This window comes from Methylobacterium sp. P3_A11 (assembly GCF_056403155.1).
Window position 1 is genome coordinate 19,932 of the sequence record NZ_JBFUGA010000057.1, and the last position, 18,721, is coordinate 38,652.

Genomic DNA, 18,721 nt, shown 5'->3' on the forward strand with positions numbered 1-18,721 from the left:
TGCGAGCTCAGGATCGGAAGATGCGGGAATACTGGGTCTCGTGGCGGAAAGAGCCGAGATCCAGGCGGAAGGTGGCGGCACCGAGGTCATCGAGTTCCGCTTCGCCCGCCGCCACGGCGAGCCCAACAAGGCACGGGGTGAGGGCGGCGACGACCCGCGTGCCGGCGGCCTGGCCCACGGGTGCCGCCCGGAGGGCCGCCGAAACGAGGTTCTGCAGGAAGGCGAGGCCGTAGGCGGCGAGCAAGGGCTCCGGCGCCATGCGGTGGGCGCCGGCCGCGAGGCCGACTGCGACCGGATAGGCGACCGGACCCGGCAGGTGCTCCGTCAGCGCGGCGAGGGCGGCGCAGGGCCACGCGCCACGGGTCGCGTCGAGGAAGCTCCGACCCTGCTGGCTCGTCTCCAGGTGCAGTTCGCGCGAGGGGGCCAGAGCCAGGGCGAGGTCGTTGAGATCGATGATCGCGTCGGTCTTCGGTGACAGCGCCGCCCGATGCGCGTGGGCCGCCAGGATAAGGTCGTTGCGCAGGGCGCCGCGCACGCAGACATCCGTGAGCCAATCCGTCAGGCTCGCCTCGTCGCGCACATCACCCGCCTCCACGGCCCATTCGAGTCCGTGCGAGTACGCGTAGGCGCCGACTGGATAGCCCGGCGACAGCCATGCCATCAGGCGGAGCGCCTCCAGGGCGTCAGCCGGCGGCATGGTGGTGAGGGCGATGGCCGTCATGCGCGTGATCGTGCGCGTGGTCGTGTCCATGGCTGCCGGAATACGCCCCGCCCTCGGGCCGGAAGGGGCGCTCCACCGGCTCGGCCGTGCCGCCGAGCCCCCGCACCATCTCGGCCAGAACGTGATCGTACGCGATCCAGACGGCCTCCGGGCCGATCTCGGCCGGGATGTGCCGGTTGCCGATATGCCAGATCAGGCGCTTGAGGGCGTGATCGCTCGAGGCCCGGATCTCGAGAAGGCGCTCCGGCGCCGCCTCGACCCAGACGAGGCGGCCGTCCTGCAGGATCAGGGCATCGCCGTCTTCCAGCACGGTCGGCGCCGGAAGGTCGAGCAGGAAGCCCAGCCCCCCAGCGCCCCGCATGGCGACGCGGCGGCGATGGCGGTCACCGTGATCGAGGACGACGCGATCGACGATCTCGCCGCCCGAGAGGGCGTCGCGGCGGAGGATGCGGGTGGCGCGGATCATCGGTCTCTGCGCTCAGAACAGGAAGTAGCGCTGCGCCATGGGCAGCACCTCGGCGGGCTCGCAGACCAGCAGCTCGCCGTCGGCGCGCACGTCGTAGGTCTCGGGATCGACCTCGATCACCGGCGTGGCGTCGTTGAGGATCATGCTCTTCTTCGAGATGCCGCCGCGCACGTTCTCCACCGCGACCAGCTCCTTCTGGACGCCGAGCCGCTCCCGCAGGCCGTCTTCGACCGCGGCCTTGGAGACGAAGGTGAGGGCGGTTGCGAAGGGTGCCCGTCCATAGGCGCCGAACATCGGCCGGTAATGCACCGGCTGCGGCGTCGGAATCGAGGCATTCGGGTCGCCCATCGGCGCGGCCGCGATGCTGCCGCCCTTCAGCACGAGATCGGGCTTCACCCCAAAGAAGGCCGGAGTCCAAAGCACGAGGTCGGCGAGCTTGCCCGGCTCGACAGAGCCGATGTGCTTCGCGATGCCGTGCGCGATGGCCGGGTTGATCGTGTACTTGGCGACGTAACGGCGCGCCCGCAGGTTGTCGGTGCCGGACGCGTCCCCCGGCAGGGCGCCCCGCTGGCGCTTCATCTTGTCGGCGGTCTGCCACGTGCGGATCACGACCTCGCCGACCCGGCCCATGGCCTGGCTGTCCGAGGACATCATCGAGAGCGCACCGATATCGTGCAGGATATCCTCGGCCGCGATGGTCTCGCGCCGGATCCGGCTCTCCGCGAAGGCGAGATCCTCGGGGATCGACGGGTCGAGGTGATGGCAGACCATGAGCATGTCGAGATGCTCGTCGATGGTGTTTTTCGTGTAGGGCCGTGTCGGATTCGTCGAGGACGGCAGAACGTTCGGCAGCCCGGCCACCTTGATGATGTCGGGGGCGTGGCCGCCCCCGGCGCCCTCGGTGTGGAAGGCATGGATCGTCCGGCCCTTGAAGGCCGCGATCGTGTCCTCGACGAAGCCCGATTCGTTGAGCGTGTCGGTGTGGATCATGACCTGGATGTCGTGGGCGTCCGCCACCGACAGGCACGTGTCGATCGCCGCGGGCGTGGTGCCCCAATCCTCGTGGAGCTTGAGCGCGCAGGCGCCGGCCCGCACCATCTCGACGAGGCTCTCGGGTCGGGACGCGTTGCCCTTGCCCGCGAAGGCGAGGTTCATCGGGAACGCGTCCGCCGCCTCGATCATCCGGGCGATGTGCCAGGGGCCGGGGGTGCAGGTGGTGGCGAAGGTGCCGTGTGCCGGTCCGGTGCCGCCGCCGAGCATCGTGGTGACGCCGGAGCACAGCGCCTCCTCGATCTGCTGGGGGCAGATGAAGTGGATATGGCTGTCGAAGCCGCCGGCCGTCAGGATCTTGCCCTCGCCGGCGATCACCTCCGTGCCCGGTCCGACCACGATGTCGACGCCGGGCTGCACGTCCGGGTTTCCGGCCTTGCCGAGTTTGAAGATCCGGCCGCGGACGATGCCGACATCGCATTTCACGATGCCCCAATGGTCGAGCACCACGGCGTTGGTGATCACCGTGTCGACGGCGCCGGCTGCGTTCGTGACCTGGCTCTGGCCCATGCCGTCACGGATCACCTTGCCGCCGCCGAACTTCACTTCCTCGCCGTAGGTGGTGAAGTCGCGCTCGACCGTGATCTCCAGGCTGGTATCGGCGAGGCGGATGCGGTCCCCGACGGTCGGCCCGAACATGTCGGCATAGGCCGACCGGGAGAGGCTCGCGGGCTTCGGGGTGTTGGCCATGGTCAGAGCTTGCCCATCACGTCGCCGCGGAACCCGTAGACCGTGCGTCCGCCGGAGAGCGGCACCAGCGCCACCTCCCGCGTCGAGCCTGGCTCGAAGCGCACGGCGGTGCCCGGCGCGATGTCGAGCCGCTTGCCGCGGGCCTGCTCGCGCGCGAAGACAAGGCCCGGATTCACCTCGTAGAAATGATAGTGCGAGCCGACCTGGATCGGCCGGTCACCCGTGTTGGCGACCTCGATCACGGTCCGCTCCGCGCCGACGTTGAAGACGATCTCGCCCGGGCCTGTCGTCACCGCGCCGGGAACATCGGCCGAGGCCGCACCGCGGATCGGGTGGTGGACGGTGACGAGCTTCGTGCCGTCCGGGAAGGTCGCCTCGACCTGGATGTCGTGGATCATCTCGGGCACGCCCTCCATCACCTGGTCGGCTGTGAGGACGGTGGCGCCGGCCTGCATCAAGTCCGCCACAGAGCGCCCGTCCCGGGCGCCCTCGACCACGAAATCGGTGATCAGCGCCACCGCTTCCGGATGGTTGAGCTTCACGCCGCGAGCGAGGCGATTGCGCGCCACCTGCGCCGCCATGGCGATCAGCAGCTTGTCCTTCTCTCGGGGCGTCAGCAGCACGGGCAACCTCGTCGTCGCGGCGGCCGGAGCAAGGATCATGCGCGCGGCGCGGTCAAGGGACAGCGCGCCCTGCAGGACGCGGACCATCGCGGGTCGCGGTCGCCGGTCGCTGCGTCAGGAGGTCATGGTGTCAGGAGGTCATGGCGATGAACCCGGCGAACAGGTCGGGCAGGGGCGCTCCCTTGATGGTGGCCGGCAGATCGCGGGGATGGATGAACTCGTCCCGGAACCACGGGTAGCGCTTCGGATCGAAGGAAGACCGCAGCCAATCGATCGTTCGCCGGACGCGGCCGATCCGCTCCGCATCCGGGTGATAGGTCAGCCAGATGTCGACGCTGAATCGGCCGAGATTGTCCACCGGGACCACCTGGGCTCCGATGGCGCTGGCGTAGGTCGGAAGCAGGCCGATGCCGGCGCCCTTTGCGATCGCCCAGGAATAGGCGCTGCTGACGTTCACCTTCAGCGTGATCGGAACCGTTGCGGGAAAGCCGGGGACCGTTCTCGCATAGTCTTCGAGCCGCATGGTCTGGCCGCCGTCCTGGACCACGATCCTGTGGCGCTCGAGATCGTCCGGGCGGCTCGGGAGTCCGTAGGTCTCCTCGTAGCTCCGCGCGGCGTAGGGCATCATGTGGATTCGGCCGAGCTTGACCAACCGCAGGTCCGGGCTGGTCGGCCGCGTGAGCTGGATGGCGACGTCGGCTTCCATGCGCAGGACATCGGCGGATTCCATCGCGCAGCGGAGGTCGACCGTGAGACGCGGGTTAGCCTTCTGGAACTCTACGAGCCGCGGGGCCAGCCAGAAGGCGCCGAGCCCCTCCGTCACGGCGATCCGGACCTCGCCCGACTCGGCGAAGGGCGCGACGTCCCCCGAGCGGACCAAGCTGAAGGCCGCCGATTCCATGCGGGTCGCGGCCTTGAGGATCACGTGGCCTTCGGCGGTCAGACGGATACCGTCCACGTGGCGGGTGAGCAGCGGCGCACCGATCAGAGCCTCGAGGTCACCGATCCGCCGGCGAACCGAATTCACCGACAGGCCGAGCTTGGCAGCCGCCGACCGGAAGCTGCCGGAGCGCTGGAGCGTCAGGAAGACCCGGATGCTCTCCCAGTCGGGCATCAGCTCCCGGCCCGCCTCCCGCTGTTCCATATGCGGAACGCCCCTGTTCCAAATTTTGCACATACAACCGCAGCGCTAGATGCGAAGTGCAGGACCGTCAATCCGCCACCGAATGACAGGTCATCCGATGACGCTGCACATGGCTCGCGCACAGTTCGTTGCGAGGGATGCTGATCAGTTCGGTACAGACTCAGTCTCTTTGGCCCCACCGCATGAACCGAGCGCGCTGCGCGTGGACCGCGTCGCTCGTCATCTCGTCACCTTCATGCCGACGCCGGACGATCTGGCGCGCCTGATCGAGGCCGCCCGGGTCGACCTGCCGGATCTCGCCTCGGTCCGCACCGTCCAGCGGGTGATGTCGGTCAATCCCGACAGCGTCCTGGCGATCGCCCAGCGCCACAGGTTCGATGCCGCCGACCCGCGGGGCGAAGGCTTCGTCGCCTGCCTGATGCTGAACGCCGACGGTCTGGCCGCGCTCAAGAAGGGAACGCTCGACGCGACGGATCCGCCGACGGAGATGCTGGCCGGGCAGCACGAACGTCCGGCCGGGATCTACGTCTGGGCCGTCTACGCGCGGCGACGGCTGTCCGGTGGCGTCGGCCTCGTGTTCGACCGGCTGTCGAGCCCGACCTATCGCGGCGTGGATTTCTACGCCCGTGCGGCCACCCCCGAGGGCGCGGATCTCCTGAGGGCGCTCGGCTTCGCGGCGCAGGGCACCGCGCGCGGGGGACTGTATCACTTCGCCCGCGATCCGAAGGCCGAACCGTCGCCTTCGTATGACAGCCACAGGCCTGGCGGGACCGGCACCAGCGTCGCGGTCGCCCGGAGCCTGGAGGATCTGTCCCGCGTCATCGCACTGCGCGCGGCCGTCTACATGGCGGAGCAGGCCTGCCCCTACGAGGAGGAGTTCGACGGCAACGACCTCTCGGCGACGCACCTGATCGGCTATGTCGGGGACGAGCCGGCGGGCTGCCTGCGCATCCGGTTCTTCGCCGATTTCGCCAAGATCGAGCGCTTGGCGGTCCGGGCCGAATTCCGCAACACGCGCATGGCTTTCACGTTGGTCCGTGCCGGGATCGAACTGGCGCGGGTGAAGGGCTATCGCCGGCTTTACGGCCACGCCCAGAAGCGTCTGGTCGGCTTCTGGAGCCGCTTCGGCTTCCGCGTCTTCGACGGCGCCCAGGAGCTGGTGTTCTCGGATTTCGACTACGTCGAGATGCTGATGGAGGCGGAGCCGCATCCGCAGGCCATCGGCCTCGGGGTCGACCCCTACATCATCATCCGCCCCGAGGGCCGCTGGCACCGGGCGGGCGCCCTCGACAGGTCGCGCGGCCGCGCCGTGACCCGTCCCTCCGTCGATCGAAAGGCCGCCGCGCAATGACACGGGCGATCAACCCTGCGTTGTATCGCCGGCCCCGCAGCGTCCCGGTTCTGGTCCTGGTCGACATGCAGCAGGAATACGAGATCGCGGGGCGGCCCCTCGCCCTGTCGGGGATCGCGCCGGCCCTGCGCAATTGCCGGCGGGCGCTCGACCATGCCCGCGGGAGCGGCATGCCGGTGGCCTATGTCCGTTGGGTCGGTGCGCCCCTGTTCCAGGCGGGCAGCCGCTTCGCGCGGTGGATCGAAGGCTTCGAGCCGCATGGCTGCGACATGATCTTCGACCGGGACCGGCCGTCCTGCTACGCCAGCCCCGCCTTCGCCGACGCTATGGAGCGGGGATGCCCGCCGCTGGTCATCGCGGGCTTTGCCGGGGAATCGTCCTGCCTCGCGACGGCGGTGGACGGTTTCCATCGCGGTCAGGAGGTCACGTTCCTGTCCGACGCTTCGGCGAGCCACGGTCTGGACGGGATCGGTGCCGACGAGATCCACCGTTCGGTGAGTGCCGTCATGCGCGTCTTCGGCGACGTCGCCGACACGCAATCCTGGATCGCGGCCTCAACGCCGTTCAAGGCGATGCGCACCGCTTCGAAACCGAGGCACGTCAATGACTAACCGAGGCCAGGACCGGCCACTTCCCGATCCCCATCCTGTCGGCGACACCGATGTGGACGTTCGCCTCGGCCGGCACGCGATCGCACTGCTTCAGGCGGCGCGCGACGCGGGCGAACCGAAGTTGATCGCGCAAGCCGAGGCGATGGCCATGGCCGTGGGATTTGCGCTGGCGAGCCGACTGTCGGACGACGGCACGGACGATTGATCAGTCCGTCCCGTCGTCGCCACCGATCAAGCGCATGGCGCGCAAGCGGGCGGTCCGCTCGTCGCGGGCGCTCCTGTCCGCGTCGAGTGCGCGCCAGAGGGCCAGAAGCTCGGTTTCGCGATGCGTGCCGACGGTCACGTCGGCATCGCGCGCCGTGTCGCTATGATCGAAGGCGTCCATGTTCGAAGTCCCGCGCCCTGAATTGTGGTGCGCTAACAGACCTTTCTCGCGCCGGTCCAGCCCGAAAGTTGTGCAGATCCCGTACAATCCGTCCCGATCGTCATGCTTTGACGAAACAGTTGCCGGCTCTTGAACGAGGACGCTGCCGCCCTGCTTTGACCGGCTTGGCCGCAGCGCAGCCTTGAGCGTGGACCGACGCCAGCGGTCTATGAAAATATCAACAAGACGATATCAGTTTCGAATACGGATATGATTTATATATCGGTCGCTATATCAACATCATTCGCCGTCGATAATTTCTGAATTATCGAAATAAGCATTCTCCGGAGTTTCGAGAGGCAGGCGAATGTCTCAGAAACATCCCGGACACCGAACTATGGCAATCCCGGCGGGCAGGCTTCGCTGGTGCGGTCTCGTGCGAGATCCAACTTCCCGGCGCGTCAAGCCTGAGAGTGCGTCAGCGCGGCGATGATGGATTCCACCACCTCGATCTGCTCCTGCACGGCGACCAGCCGCGGTCCTGCTTCGGCCCCGTCGCCCAGCACGAAGGTGCCCTTCTGCCGGCGCGCGTCGCGCAGCTTGCGGACCGACGCGACGATGATCTGTCGCTCCTCGATCAGGGCATCGCGCAGCTCGTTCAGGCCGTCCAGTTCCAGAGTCGAGGCCATGCGCCGTTCTGGTCCCTTTTCGTTGACGCAGCCCCGGCGGACACCGCGTACCGCCGCGCGCGGCACTGACCGTCCGCGCGGGGCGCCGGACTGGCCGACGCTAACCTGTGTGGATGGCGGTTGCACGCCTTCGGGCCGCGCAGGATCGGCACGCCCGGCAAATCGCTACGATGTCCGGCGGGCGGATTGCATGCTATTGAATGCAAAATTATCCGGGTGCTCGGATCGGTCGAACCAACGGGCGGATATCGGCTCATGTTGAGTGGGGACGTTCACGATCGCGACGAGTCGCGATCGGACGAGAGTGGCGTGGATCGGAGCGCTGCTTCGGGCCATCGAACCGCGACGGTACCGGCGCCGAAGCGCTCCCGCGCGGCCGGACTCCTCCTCCTGCTGCTGCTCGCGGCTGCCGGCGGCGGCGCCTACGGCTATACGCGACTGAACCAGCCCGCCGTGAAGTCCAGGGCGGCCGCGCCGCAGCCCGTGCCCGTCACCCTCGGCAGCGTGGAACAGGGGCCGTTCGCGCTGGTCTCGAACGGACTCGGCACCGTGCAGGCCTACAACACCGTCCAGGTCCGCACGCGCGTCGACGGCGAGATTCAGAAGGTCGCGTTCCGGGAGGGCCAGACCGTCCATAAGGGCGACGTGCTGGTGCAGATCGATCCGCGGCCCTACCAGGCCGCCCTCGATCAGGCGAAGGCCAAGAAGGAGCAGGACACCGCCAATCTCGGCAACGCCAAGGCGGATCTCGTCCGCTATACCGGCCTGGGCGCCTACGCGTCCCGCCAGCAGACCGAGACGCAGACCGCCCTGGTCGCCCAGCTCACCGCGCAGGTCGCCTCCGATCAGGCTGCGATCGACAACGCGACGACCCAGCTCGGCTACGMGACGGTGCGGGCGCCGATCGACGGAGTCACGGGCTTCCGGCAGGTCGATATCGGCAACATCGTCAACGCCGCGGGCCAGACCCCGATCGTGACGATCACGCAGGTCGAGCCGATCTTCGTCGTGTTCACGGCGCCGGAGGATCAACTGCCCGCGATCGCCGCAGCCCTGCATCACGGCGACGTGCCGGTGGAAGCCTGGAGTTCGGACGGGCTGACGAAGCTCGCGGACGGCAAGCTTGCCCTATTCAACAACCAAGTCGATGCGGCGACCGGCACGATCCGCCTCAAGGCGGTCTACGAAAACAAGGACCACGCCCTGTGGCCGGGCCTGTCGGTCTCCACCAAGATGCGGGTCGGAACGGTCGCCGTCGCCATGACGGTTCCCGACAATGCCATCCAGCACGGTCCCGAGGGTCTGTTCGTCTTCTCGGTGGATGATGGAAACCGCGCCCATCAGCGCGCGCTGAAGGCGGGACGCTCCGATTCCGGGCGGACCCGGATCCTCAGCGGGGATTTGCAGCCCGGCGAGCGGGTGATCGTCGCAGGCCAGTACAAGGTTCAGGACGGCAGCCTCGTGGGTGACCCGCATGCCGCCCACACCGCGCAGGCGGAGACAGTCCGGTGAGGGTGAGCGAAGCGGCGGTGACGCGAGCGGTTCCGCGCGAGGCTGGACGGTGAAGGGCGGCATCTCCGCGCCGTTCATCCGGTTTCCGGTGGCGACCACGCTGATCATGGTCGGCATCCTGTTCCTCGGGGTCGTGGCCTATCCGCTGCTGGGCGTCGCGCCGCTGCCGCAGGTCGACTTCCCGACTATCCAGGTGACCGCGCAGCTCCCCGGCGCGAGCCCGGAGACGATGGCCTCCTCGGTGGCCCAGCCCCTCGAGCGACAATTCTCGCAGATCCCGGGCGTGTCGCAGATGACCTCGACGAGTTCCCTCGGGATCTCGACGGTCACCGTGCAGTTCGACCTCAACCGCAACATCGACGGTGCGGCGAGCGACATCCAGGCGGCGATCAACGCCGCCAGCGGACAACTGCCGAAGAATCTGCCGACCCCGCCGACCTATCGCAAGGTCAATCCGGCCGACTCGCCGATCCTCCTGCTCTCGGCCACGTCCGACAGCATGCCGCTGATCGACGTGGACGATGCGGTCGACGTGCAACTCGCCCAGCGGATCAGCCAGATCTCGGGCGTCGCCCAGGTTTTCATCGGCGGCCAGCAGAAGCCGGCCGTGCGCGTCCAGATCGATCCGGCCAAGCTCGTCGCGAAGGGTCTGTCCCTGGAGGACGTGCGCGCGCAACTCACGCTCACCACCGTGAACAACCCGAAGGGCAGCATCGACGGTGGCAGCCACAGCTACACCATCTACGCCAACGACCAGCTGACCGCGGCGAAGAACTGGGATGACGTCATCGTCGCCTATCGGGACGGCGCGCCGCTCCGCGTGCGCGACATCGGCCGCGCGGTCGCCGGCCCGGAGGACACCAAGCAGGCGGGCTGGACCAACGGCAAGCGCGGCATCTTCCTTGTGGTGTTCAAGCAGCCCGGCGCGAACGTCATCGACACGGTGGACAGCATCAAGGCCCAGCTGCCGCGCCTCACCGCCACGCTTCCGGCCGCCATCAAGGTCGGCATCCTGAGCGACCGGACGCAGACCATCCGCGCCTCGGTGGAGGACGTCCAGTTCACCCTGCTCCTGACGATCGCCCTGGTCGTCGGGGTGATCTTCATCTTCCTGCGCAGCTTCTGGGCGACCGTGATCCCGAGCGTGACCGTGCCGTTGGCGCTGCTCGGCGCCTGCGCGCTGATGTGGATGGCGGGCTACACCCTCGACAACCTCTCGCTGATGGCCCTGACCATCTCGGTCGGCTTCGTGGTCGACGACGCCATCGTGGTGCTGGAGAACATCAGCCGTTACGTCGAGGAAGGCATGCGGCCGATGGAGGCCGCCTTCAAGGGCGCGGGCGAGATCGGCTTCACCATCGTTTCGATCTCCGTGTCGCTGATCGCCGTGCTGATCCCGCTTCTTCTGATGGGCGGGATCATCGGCCGGCTGTTCCGTGAGTTCGCCGTCGTGCTGTCGATGACGATCGCCGTCTCGGCCTTCGTCTCATTGACGCTCACCCCGATGATGGCGTCGCGGCTGCTCAAGCCGCACGACGCCGAGCGCCATGGGCGCCTCTACCGCATGAGCGAGGCCGGGTTCGACTGGCTGCTGTCGGTCTACGCCGACGCCCTCGACGTCGCCCTGCGGTTCCGCCGCGTCACGCTGCTGGTGTTCTTCGCCACGCTGGCGCTGACCGGCTACCTGTTCGTGGCGATCCCGAAGGGCTTCTTCCCGCAGCAGGACACCGGCTTCATGATCGGTGTCACCGAGGCGTCCCAGGACATCTCGTTCTCGGCGATGAAGACCCTGCAAGAGAAGGTCGGCGCCATCGTCCAGGCCGATCCGGCGGTCGCGACCGTCGGCATGTCGCTCGGCGGCAACGGCCAGGCGCTCAATTCCGGGCGGATGTACATCACGCTTAAGCCGCGCGAGGAGCGCGACGCCAACGCCTTCCAGGTGATCGGCCGCCTGCGCCCGAAGCTGGAGCGCGTGGAGGGCATCCGGACCTTCATCCAGGCGACCCAGGACGTGCGCACCGGCGGCCGCACCTCGCGGACCCAGTTCGAGTACACGCTCCAGGATCCGGACCTCGCCGAGCTGAACGCCTGGGCGCCGCGCATCCTCGACAAGATGAAGACCCTGCCGGAGCTGCGCGACGTCGCCACCGACCAGCAGACCCGGGGCACGACGCTGACGCTGTCGATCGACCGCGACGCCGCCTCGCGCTACGGCATCACGCCCCAGCTCATCGACGACACGCTCTACGACGCGTTCGGCCAGCGCCAGATCGCGCAGTACTTCACGCAGCTGAACAGCTACCACGTCGTGCTGGAGGTCCTGCCGGCGCTGCAGGGCAGCGTCGACAGCCTCGACAAGATCTACATCAAGGCGCCGATCGGCGGCGGCCAGGTGCCGCTCGCGGCCTTCGCCCGCTGGACGACCGATCCGGTGGCGCCGCTCGCCGTGAACCACCAGGGCCAGTTCCCGGCGGTGACGATCAGCTTCAACCTCGCCTCCGACGTCGCCCTCGGCCAAGCGACCGAGGCGATCGGCCAAGCGATGCGGGACATCCAGGTGCCGCCGACCGTGGTGAGCGGCTTCCAGGGGACAGCCCAGGCCTTCCAGCAATCGCTCTCGACGGTGCCGCTCCTGATCCTGGCGGCCCTGTTCGTGGTCTACCTGATCCTCGGCATCCTCTACGAGAGCTTCATCCACCCGATCACGATCCTGTCGACCCTGCCTTCGGCGGGCGTCGGGGCTTTGGCGGTGCTGATGTGGGCGGGGTTCGACTTCAGCCTGATCGCGCTGATCGGCATCATCCTCCTCATCGGCATCGTGAAGAAGAACGGCATCATGCTGGTCGACTTTGCCATCGTGGCCGAGCGCGAGGAGGGTCTGAGCCCGGAGGTGGCAATCCGGAAGGCAGCCCTGCTACGCTTCCGCCCGATCCTGATGACCACCATGGCGGCCCTGCTCGGCGGCATCCCGCTCATGCTCGCCACGGGCACCGGGTCCGAGATCCGTCAGCCCCTGGGCTACGCCATGGTGGGCGGCCTCGCGGTCAGCCAGATCCTGACGCTCTTCACCACGCCGGTCATCTACATCTACCTCGACCGGCTGGCGCACCGCCTGTCCTTCCGGGACAAGCCGGAGACCGTGGACGCCACAAGCGGCGATCCGGAGCCGGTGGAGGAGGTCCGCGGACCGCCCGCACTGCGCGCGGCGGAGTGAGCCGAGAGGGATTGCGTCTCTGCAAAGGGGACGAGACAGGCCGGCGCGGGGCCGACGGCCACGCGCCCGTGTCACCCTATTGCGCTTGGCAGGGCTCGGTGGCGACCCAGATCAACCGGCGGAAGGCCCGCTGGGCCGCCTCGAGACCGAAGGACGCGGATGAGCCCGAACCTGCCGCTGCGAGGACTGACCGTCCTGGCCCTCGAGCAGGCGGTCGCCGCCCCCTACTGCACGTCGCGGCTGGCCGATGCCGGGGCGCGGGTCATCAAGATCGAGCGGCCCGAGGGCGATTTCGCCCGCGGCTACGATGCGGCGGTCAATGGGCTGGCGAGCTACTTCGTCTGGCTCAATCGCGGCAAGGAGAGCCTCGTCGCCGACATCAAGAATCCCGAGGACGCGAGCCTCCTGCACGCGATCCTCGCGCAGGCCGACGTGTTCGTGCAGAACTTGGCCCCCGGGGCGGCCGCCCGCGCCGGCTTCGGGTCGGCTGAGCTGCGCGCGCGCTACCCGCGCCTGATCACCGTCGACATCTCCGGCTACGGCGCCGGCAACGCCTACAGCGACATGAAGGCCTACGACCTCTTGGTCCAGGCGGAGAGCGGGCTTGCCGGCATCACCGGCCATCCGGCCGGACCCGGGCGCGTCGGCGTCTCCGTCTGCGACGTCGCCTGCGGGATGGACGCCCATGCCGCGGTCCTGGAGGCGCTGATCGCCCGCGGGATTTCCGGGCAGGGCTGCGCCCTCGAGGTCAGCCTGTTCAGCGGCGCCGCCGACTGGATGAACGTGCCCCTGCTCTACTTCGAGGGCACCGGGTCGGTCCCGCAGCGGCTCGGCCTCGCCCATCCGTCGATCTGCCCCTACGGTGCCTTCCCCACCGCGGATGGCAGCCTCGTGCTGATCTCGATCCAGAACGAGCGCGAATGGGCCAATTTCTGCACCGGCGTACTGAACGAGCCGGACCTCGCTCGGGCCGAGGGGTTCGCGTCCAACAACGCCCGGGTGGCCAACCGTGCCGCCGTCGATCTGCGGATCGGCGCCGCGCTGGTGCGGCTGAGCCGCGACGCGGCCGCCGCCCGGCTGAAGGCCGCCGGCACCGCCTACGGCTTCGTCAACACCCTGGCGGATCTCGCCACGCACCCGGCCCTGATCCGCGCGGAGGTGGAGACGCCCGCAGGCCCCGCCCGCATCGTTGCGCCGCCGGTTCTGATCGACGGTGAGGCCCGCGCCCTCGGGCCGGTGCCGGCGATTGACGCGCATGGAAAGCAAATCCGGGCGGAGTTCGCGCGGCGGACCTGAGCCCCTAGATACGGCGGCAGAATCAAACCCCGGGAGGAGACGATGAGGCTCGACGGCAAGATCGCGCTCGTGACGGGCGCCGGCAGCGGCTTCGGGGCCGGGATCGCCCAGCGCTTCGCCGCCGAAGGCGCGCAGGTGGCCTGCGTGGACATCGACCGGGCGGCGGCAGAACGGGTCGCGGCCGAGATCGGTGACCAGGCCCTGGCCATCGCGGCGGATGTGGGCCTCGCCGCCGATGTCGCCGCCAGCGTTGCCGAGACCCGGCAGCGCTTCGGCGTGCCGCACATCCTCGTCAACAACGCCGGGACCACCCACCGCAACAAGCCGCTCATGGAGGTGACCGAGGAGGAATTCGACCGGGTCTTCCGGGTGAACGTGAAGTCGATCTTCCACTACGTCCGGGAAGTCGCGCCGCTGATGCGCGACGCGGGCGGCGGCGCCATCCTGAATGTCAGCTCGACGGCGGCGCTGCGGCCGCGGCCGGGGCTGACGTGGTACAACGCCTCCAAGGGGGCGGCGAGCCTCGCCTCGAAGTCCCTCGCCCTCGAACTCGCGCCCTGGAAGATCCGGGTGAACGCCCTCTGCCCCGTCATGGGCGCGACCGGGCTGCTCGAGCATTTCATGGGCGTCCTCGACACGCCCGAGAATCGCGACCGGTTCATCGCGACGATCCCCCTCGGACGCCTCTCGGACGCGAGCGACATCGCCGCGGCCGCCCTTTTCCTCGCCTCCGACGAGGCGGCCTTCATCACCGGCGTCGATCTCCCCGTCGATGGCGGCCGCACAGCCTGAGGAGTCTGTCGATGGAGACCTATACCGACATCCGCGAGGCGGTCGCCAAGCTTTGCGCGGGCTTTCCGGGACCGTACTGGCGCGCCCTCGACCGGGACATGGCCTACCCGACGGAGTTCGTGAACGCGCTGACCGAGAGCGGCTACCTGTCGGTGCTGATCCCCGAGGCGTATGGCGGCTCCGGCCTGCCGCTCTCCGCGGCCGCCGCGATCCTCGAGGAGGTGCAGCGGGCGGGCTGCAACGGAGGCGCCTGCCACGCGCAGATGTACACGATGGGCACGCTGCTCCGGCACGGATCGGAGGCCCAGAAGGCCGAGTACCTTCCGGCGATCGCGGAGGGGCGCCTGCGGCTCCAGGCCTTCGGCGTGACGGAGCCGACCTCCGGTACCGATACGAGCAGCCTGAAGACCACGGCGCGCCTGGAGGGCGATCATTACGTCGTCAACGGCCAGAAGATCTGGACCAGCCGCGCCGAGCATTCGGACCTGATGCTGCTCCTCGCCCGGACGACGCCGAAGGCCGAAGGCATGAAGCGCACCGACGGCTTGTCGGTGCTCCTCGTCGACATGCGCGAGGCGAAGGGCAACGGGCTCACGATCCGCCCGATCCGGACGATGATGAACCACGCCACCACCGAGGTCTTCTTCGACAATCTCCGGGTGCCCGTGCAGAACCTCATCGGGGAGGAAGGGAAGGGCTTCCGCTACATCCTGTCGGGCATGAACGCCGAGCGGATCCTGATCGCCGCCGAGTGCATCGGCGACGCCAAGTGGTTCATCGACAGGGCCAGAGCCTACGCGGGCGAACGATCCGTCTTCGGCCGGCCGATCGGTGCCAACCAGGGCGTACAGTTCCCGATCGCCAAGGCCTACGCCAACATGCGCGCGGCCGAGTTGATGGTCCGGGAGGCGCTGGCGCTCTACGAGGGCGGCGCAAACCCCGGCGCCGAAGCCAACATGGCCAAGATGCTCGCCGCCGACGCTTCGTTCGAGGCGGCCAATGCATGCATCCAGACCCATGGCGGCTTCGGCTTCGCCGAGGAATACGACATCGAGCGCAAGTTCCGCGAGACGCGCCTCTACCAAGTCGCGCCGATCTCCACGAACCTGATCCTGGCCTACCTGTCCGAGCACGTCCTCGGCCTGCCGCGCTCGTACTGACATGTCCGATCTCTCCGCCTGGATCGGCCGCACGCGCGACGCGTCGGACCTCGTCACACCGCGCCTGCTGGCCGAGTTCCGCGCCACCTTCGCGCCGCATCTGGCGCCCGTCCCAGACGGGGTGGCGCCGCCGGCCCTGCACTGGTGCCTCGCGCCGGAGACGCCGCCGGCCGAGGCCCTGGGACCGGACGGCCATGCCGCAAAGGGTGGCTTCCTGCCCCCGGTGCCGCTGCCGCGGCGGATGTGGGCCGGTGGCGAGATCGAGACGCTGGCCGATCTCCGCGCAGGCGATCCGGTGACGCGGACCGAAACGGTGCGGGACATCGCCTTCAAGGCGGGCAGAAGCGGGCGCCTGTGCTTTGTCACCGTCGACCACGCGGTCGCGACCGGCCGCGGCCTCGCGCTGCGCGAACGGCAGGACATCGTCTATCGCGAGGCGGCGGGGGCGCAGTCCGGGACGAATGCGGCGCCCGAACGCGACGATCCGGCAGCCTACGACCTCGTCTGGGACGTACCGGCGACGCCGACGCTGCTGTTCCGCTACTCGGCGATGACCTTCAATGGCCACCGCTTCCACTATGATCAACCCTATGCGACCCAGGTCGAAGGCTATGCCGACCTCGTGGTGCATGGACCCATGCAGGCGAGCTTGCTGATGAACCTCGCCGCCACGCTGCTCGGACGCGTGCCACGGACGTTCCGCTATCGCGGCGTGTCGCCGATGACCGCGAATCAGACGTTTCGCGTGTGCGGCCGGATCGCGGGGTCAGCGTTCGATGGGGTGGCTGTCGACGCGGCCGGCCATGTCCGCATGCGCGCCCACGCCGACCTGTAACGTTTGTCGGCGGTCCGATCAGGATCTGCATCGGATGCCGCCCCGACCCTGTCGGGGAGTCCGGCATGGCGAGCGCGGCAACGCGACCCGGGGATCTGCCGCCATGAAGGAACCGCGCTGTCCGTATTGCTCCGCAGCGCACCTCAAGGCGGTGGGCCGGTAAGCGCTCGACGAGGAGCGGATTGCGCAGGCGTCCGCCTCCGGGGCAGCCGATCGGTCGGGACGTATGGTCCGGGCCACCGCCGCGGCTGTCGTGCCCGGATCATCCGCCTCGGCCAGCATGGAGGTCATCTGCCCTGGCGACCGACTTCGGCCCGTGCCGGCGAGAACGGCGTGACGAGAACGGATCAGGGATCGGGATACGGGGGCAATGCAGCGCCATTCGCTGCCAGTCTCCGTATCCAGAGGGCCTTACGACCTCCACGAGGCTGCCGTCACCGCGTGCTGACCGCTGAACCGGACATCGCAGCATTCTCGGTATCGGTATCGGGGACACTCATTCAGGCGATAATCGAACGATCTACGTAGTTTTCCACCACATCCATCGTCATTTCAGCGGGCAAAATACGCACGACTAGTAATTTCGAGGAAGCCATCGATTGTCCGATGCTTAATTTGCGAAATCATACGCACTGATGATCGAGACGCGTCGCGCACTCTTGCTCACATCGATGCTGTTGTCATAAACTGAAGGCAGCGTGGATGATAGTTATTATTGACATTGATCATTCTAGGAATTCAAATAGATGTCATTTTAATATTGTAAGGGAGGTTTTTTGAAATCTTTTTGCAATAGATTCTGCCGATATTTCAGGCACGGATACGACTTTTTGTCTTGGTCATCGCCAAAGGTAGCTCAGGGAAGGATAAAATGCTGAAAATTGTTCCTGATCGACATCTGTAATGTCTCGATACGTCGCTTCGACCTGTCTCTGATGAAAACGCTATTTTCGACGGATCATTTCGATTCACGCCTCCGCTATGCGCGCTGGCGCGAGACCTTGATGGATCGCGGCGTTCCCCTTGAGCAGAGACGCATCGACGAGGGTCCGTTCAACGGAAGACTGGAGATCGCCAACGTCGGCCCGCTCCTCATCACCAGGGTCTCGCACGACGCACTTCGCAGCGAGGCGACGCCCGGTCTGATCCGCCGCAACGGGAAGGAGGGAACGGTCGTCGTGATCTTCAAGCTTGCGGGCTTGGCGAGGCGCAGCCAGGACGACCGATCCTCTGTGCAGCAGGCCGGGGAGTTCGTCGTCCTCGACCATCGCCCCGCGACACATGAGTCGAGCGTCGGTAGCCAGACCCTGTTCATGGAGATCCCGCGCGAGCGCCTCGAAGCCATGCTCGGGCCGAGCCGGTTCTATACGTCCCTGACGATGGGCAGGGACCTTGCTTCCACGGCCCTGACCACCCGGTTCTTTCACGAATTGATCCGGGTGCATCACGACCTCGACGGCGAAGCCGGAGCCCGCATGGCGCAGGTCGGCACCGACCTGATCGTGGCCACTATCGCCGAGCGGCTCGCGAGGGAGGTTCCTCGGCCGCTTCAGGGCAGCCTCGTGATTCAGCGTGCCAAGGCGTACGTCGAGGCTCACCTGGGCGACCCGGACCTCGACCCGCCGCGCCTTGCCGCCGCCGTCGGCGTATCGTTGCGCAGGCTCCAGGAGCTGTTTCAAGACCGGGGACAGCTCATCTCCGATTGGATCTGGCGGCGACGGCTGGAGTCCGCGAGCGCGCGCCTGTCGGATCCCGCTTGCGTCCACGTCTCTATCGGCATGCTGGCCTACGAGAACGGCTTCACCAGCCAAGCGCACTTCTCCCGACGCTTCAAGCACCACCATGGCGTGAGCCCGCGCGATTACAGAGTCGCAGCTCTCCTCGGTGCAGAATCCCGCGATGTGGTGTGACGGTTCGGACCTGACACGTTCAGGTTCTTTCCATCAGCCCTAAAGGACGTCCTAGAGCCGTGCCCGGCCGCGTTGCGACGGGTTAGCGGTTTGCCGCGTTGAGTGGTGAAGGAGCCCTCGATGCCTTCACCGTTGTCTGTCGATCTGCGCGAGCGTGTCGTGGCGGCCGTGGCCGAGGGCGCCTCCTTCCATCGAGCGGCGGCCCGGTTCGGTGTAAGCGTGTCGAGTGCCAGCCGCTGGTCGGAGCGGTTCGCGCAGGAAGGCCACGTCGCGCCCAAGCCGACGGGCGGCGA

Annotated in this window: 18 protein-coding genes; 11 read left to right on the forward strand and 7 right to left on the reverse strand. The window is 67.8% G+C overall.

The window, feature by feature from the left end; all coding sequences use genetic code 11:
- Positions 1 to 7: 7 nt before the first annotated feature.
- From AC1DXK_RS18305 to AC1DXK_RS18325, 5 genes are all read right to left on the reverse strand, one after another.
- Positions 8 to 721: an urease accessory protein UreF gene (locus AC1DXK_RS18305; protein WP_457104263.1), complete on the reverse strand. Its 714-nt coding sequence runs from the start codon at positions 719 to 721 to the stop codon at positions 8 to 10.
- Positions 684 to 1,187 carry an urease accessory protein UreE gene (locus tag AC1DXK_RS18310; RefSeq protein WP_457104262.1) on the reverse strand — a complete coding sequence of 168 codons (504 nt, stop codon included), beginning with the start codon at positions 1,185 to 1,187 and terminating at the stop codon, positions 684 to 686. Before AC1DXK_RS18310 ends, AC1DXK_RS18305 begins: the two co-directional genes overlap by 38 nt.
- A 12-nt stretch (positions 1,188 to 1,199) precedes the next feature.
- Positions 1,200 to 2,927, reverse strand: coding sequence for an urease subunit alpha (gene ureC / locus AC1DXK_RS18315; RefSeq protein WP_457104261.1), 1,728 nt, complete (start codon positions 2,925 to 2,927; stop codon positions 1,200 to 1,202).
- A gap of 2 nt (positions 2,928 to 2,929) precedes the next feature.
- A complete protein-coding gene (locus AC1DXK_RS18320) occupies positions 2,930 to 3,550 on the reverse strand; it encodes an urease subunit gamma (protein WP_457104260.1) in 621 nt (206 codons plus the stop codon).
- Positions 3,551 to 3,680: 130 nt separating this feature from the next.
- Positions 3,681 to 4,694, reverse strand: a complete 1,014-nt coding sequence (locus AC1DXK_RS18325; RefSeq protein ID WP_477298581.1) for a LysR family transcriptional regulator — start codon at positions 4,692 to 4,694, stop codon at positions 3,681 to 3,683.
- A gap of 202 nt (positions 4,695 to 4,896) precedes the next feature.
- Here AC1DXK_RS18325 and AC1DXK_RS18330 point away from each other — a divergent pair, with 202 nt between their 5' ends.
- The 3 genes from AC1DXK_RS18330 to AC1DXK_RS18340 are packed head-to-tail and all read left to right on the forward strand — an operon-like array spanning position 4,897 to position 6,861.
- Positions 4,897 to 6,045 carry a GNAT family N-acetyltransferase gene (locus tag AC1DXK_RS18330; RefSeq protein ID WP_457104258.1) on the forward strand — a complete coding sequence of 383 codons (1,149 nt, stop codon included), beginning with the start codon at positions 4,897 to 4,899 and terminating at the stop codon, positions 6,043 to 6,045.
- A 20-nt stretch (positions 6,046 to 6,065) separates the two neighbouring features.
- Entirely contained in the window at positions 6,066 to 6,656 is a 591-nt protein-coding gene (locus AC1DXK_RS18335) for a cysteine hydrolase family protein (RefSeq protein WP_457104257.1), read from the forward strand.
- Between the two features lie 52 nt (positions 6,657 to 6,708).
- A complete protein-coding gene (locus AC1DXK_RS18340; protein WP_457104256.1) occupies positions 6,709 to 6,861 on the forward strand; it encodes a hypothetical protein in 153 nt (50 codons plus the stop codon).
- Here AC1DXK_RS18340 and AC1DXK_RS18345 read toward each other — a convergent pair whose 3' ends face one another.
- Together AC1DXK_RS18345 and AC1DXK_RS18350 are read right to left on the reverse strand one after the other, a co-directional pair.
- Positions 6,862 to 7,041, reverse strand: coding sequence for a hypothetical protein (locus AC1DXK_RS18345; RefSeq protein WP_457104255.1), 180 nt, complete (start codon positions 7,039 to 7,041; stop codon positions 6,862 to 6,864).
- Between the two features lie 440 nt (positions 7,042 to 7,481).
- Positions 7,482 to 7,709, reverse strand: coding sequence for an HOOK family protein (locus tag AC1DXK_RS18350; protein WP_477298584.1), 228 nt, complete (start codon positions 7,707 to 7,709; stop codon positions 7,482 to 7,484).
- A 255-nt stretch (positions 7,710 to 7,964) separates the two neighbouring features.
- Here AC1DXK_RS18350 and AC1DXK_RS18355 point away from each other — a divergent pair, with 255 nt between their 5' ends.
- The 8 genes from AC1DXK_RS18355 to AC1DXK_RS18390 form a co-directional block, all read left to right on the forward strand.
- On the forward strand, positions 7,965 to 9,221 hold the full coding sequence (locus AC1DXK_RS18355) for an efflux RND transporter periplasmic adaptor subunit (RefSeq protein ID WP_477298586.1): 1,257 nt from the start codon (positions 7,965 to 7,967) through the stop codon (positions 9,219 to 9,221).
- A 49-nt stretch (positions 9,222 to 9,270) separates the two neighbouring features.
- A complete protein-coding gene (locus tag AC1DXK_RS18360) occupies positions 9,271 to 12,435 on the forward strand; it encodes an efflux RND transporter permease subunit (protein WP_457104252.1) in 3,165 nt (1,054 codons plus the stop codon).
- A gap of 159 nt (positions 12,436 to 12,594) precedes the next feature.
- Complete coding sequence (locus tag AC1DXK_RS18365; protein ID WP_457104251.1) at positions 12,595 to 13,731, forward strand: CaiB/BaiF CoA transferase family protein; 1,137 nt, start codon at positions 12,595 to 12,597, stop codon at positions 13,729 to 13,731.
- Between the two features lie 42 nt (positions 13,732 to 13,773).
- Positions 13,774 to 14,523, forward strand: a complete 750-nt coding sequence (locus tag AC1DXK_RS18370; protein WP_457104250.1) for an SDR family oxidoreductase — start codon at positions 13,774 to 13,776, stop codon at positions 14,521 to 14,523.
- 11 nt (positions 14,524 to 14,534) lie between these two features.
- On the forward strand, positions 14,535 to 15,683 hold the full coding sequence (locus tag AC1DXK_RS18375; protein WP_457104249.1) for an acyl-CoA dehydrogenase family protein: 1,149 nt from the start codon (positions 14,535 to 14,537) through the stop codon (positions 15,681 to 15,683).
- Between the two features lies 1 nt (position 15,684).
- Entirely contained in the window at positions 15,685 to 16,518 is an 834-nt protein-coding gene (locus tag AC1DXK_RS18380; protein ID WP_457104248.1) for an HTD2 family dehydratase, read from the forward strand.
- Positions 16,519 to 17,453: 935 nt separating this feature from the next.
- Complete coding sequence (locus AC1DXK_RS18385; protein WP_457104415.1) at positions 17,454 to 18,428, forward strand: helix-turn-helix domain-containing protein; 975 nt, start codon at positions 17,454 to 17,456, stop codon at positions 18,426 to 18,428.
- Between the two features lie 120 nt (positions 18,429 to 18,548).
- Positions 18,549 to 18,721 (forward strand): helix-turn-helix domain-containing protein (locus AC1DXK_RS18390; protein ID WP_477298590.1); only part of this gene is annotated, 173 nt, incomplete at its 3' end.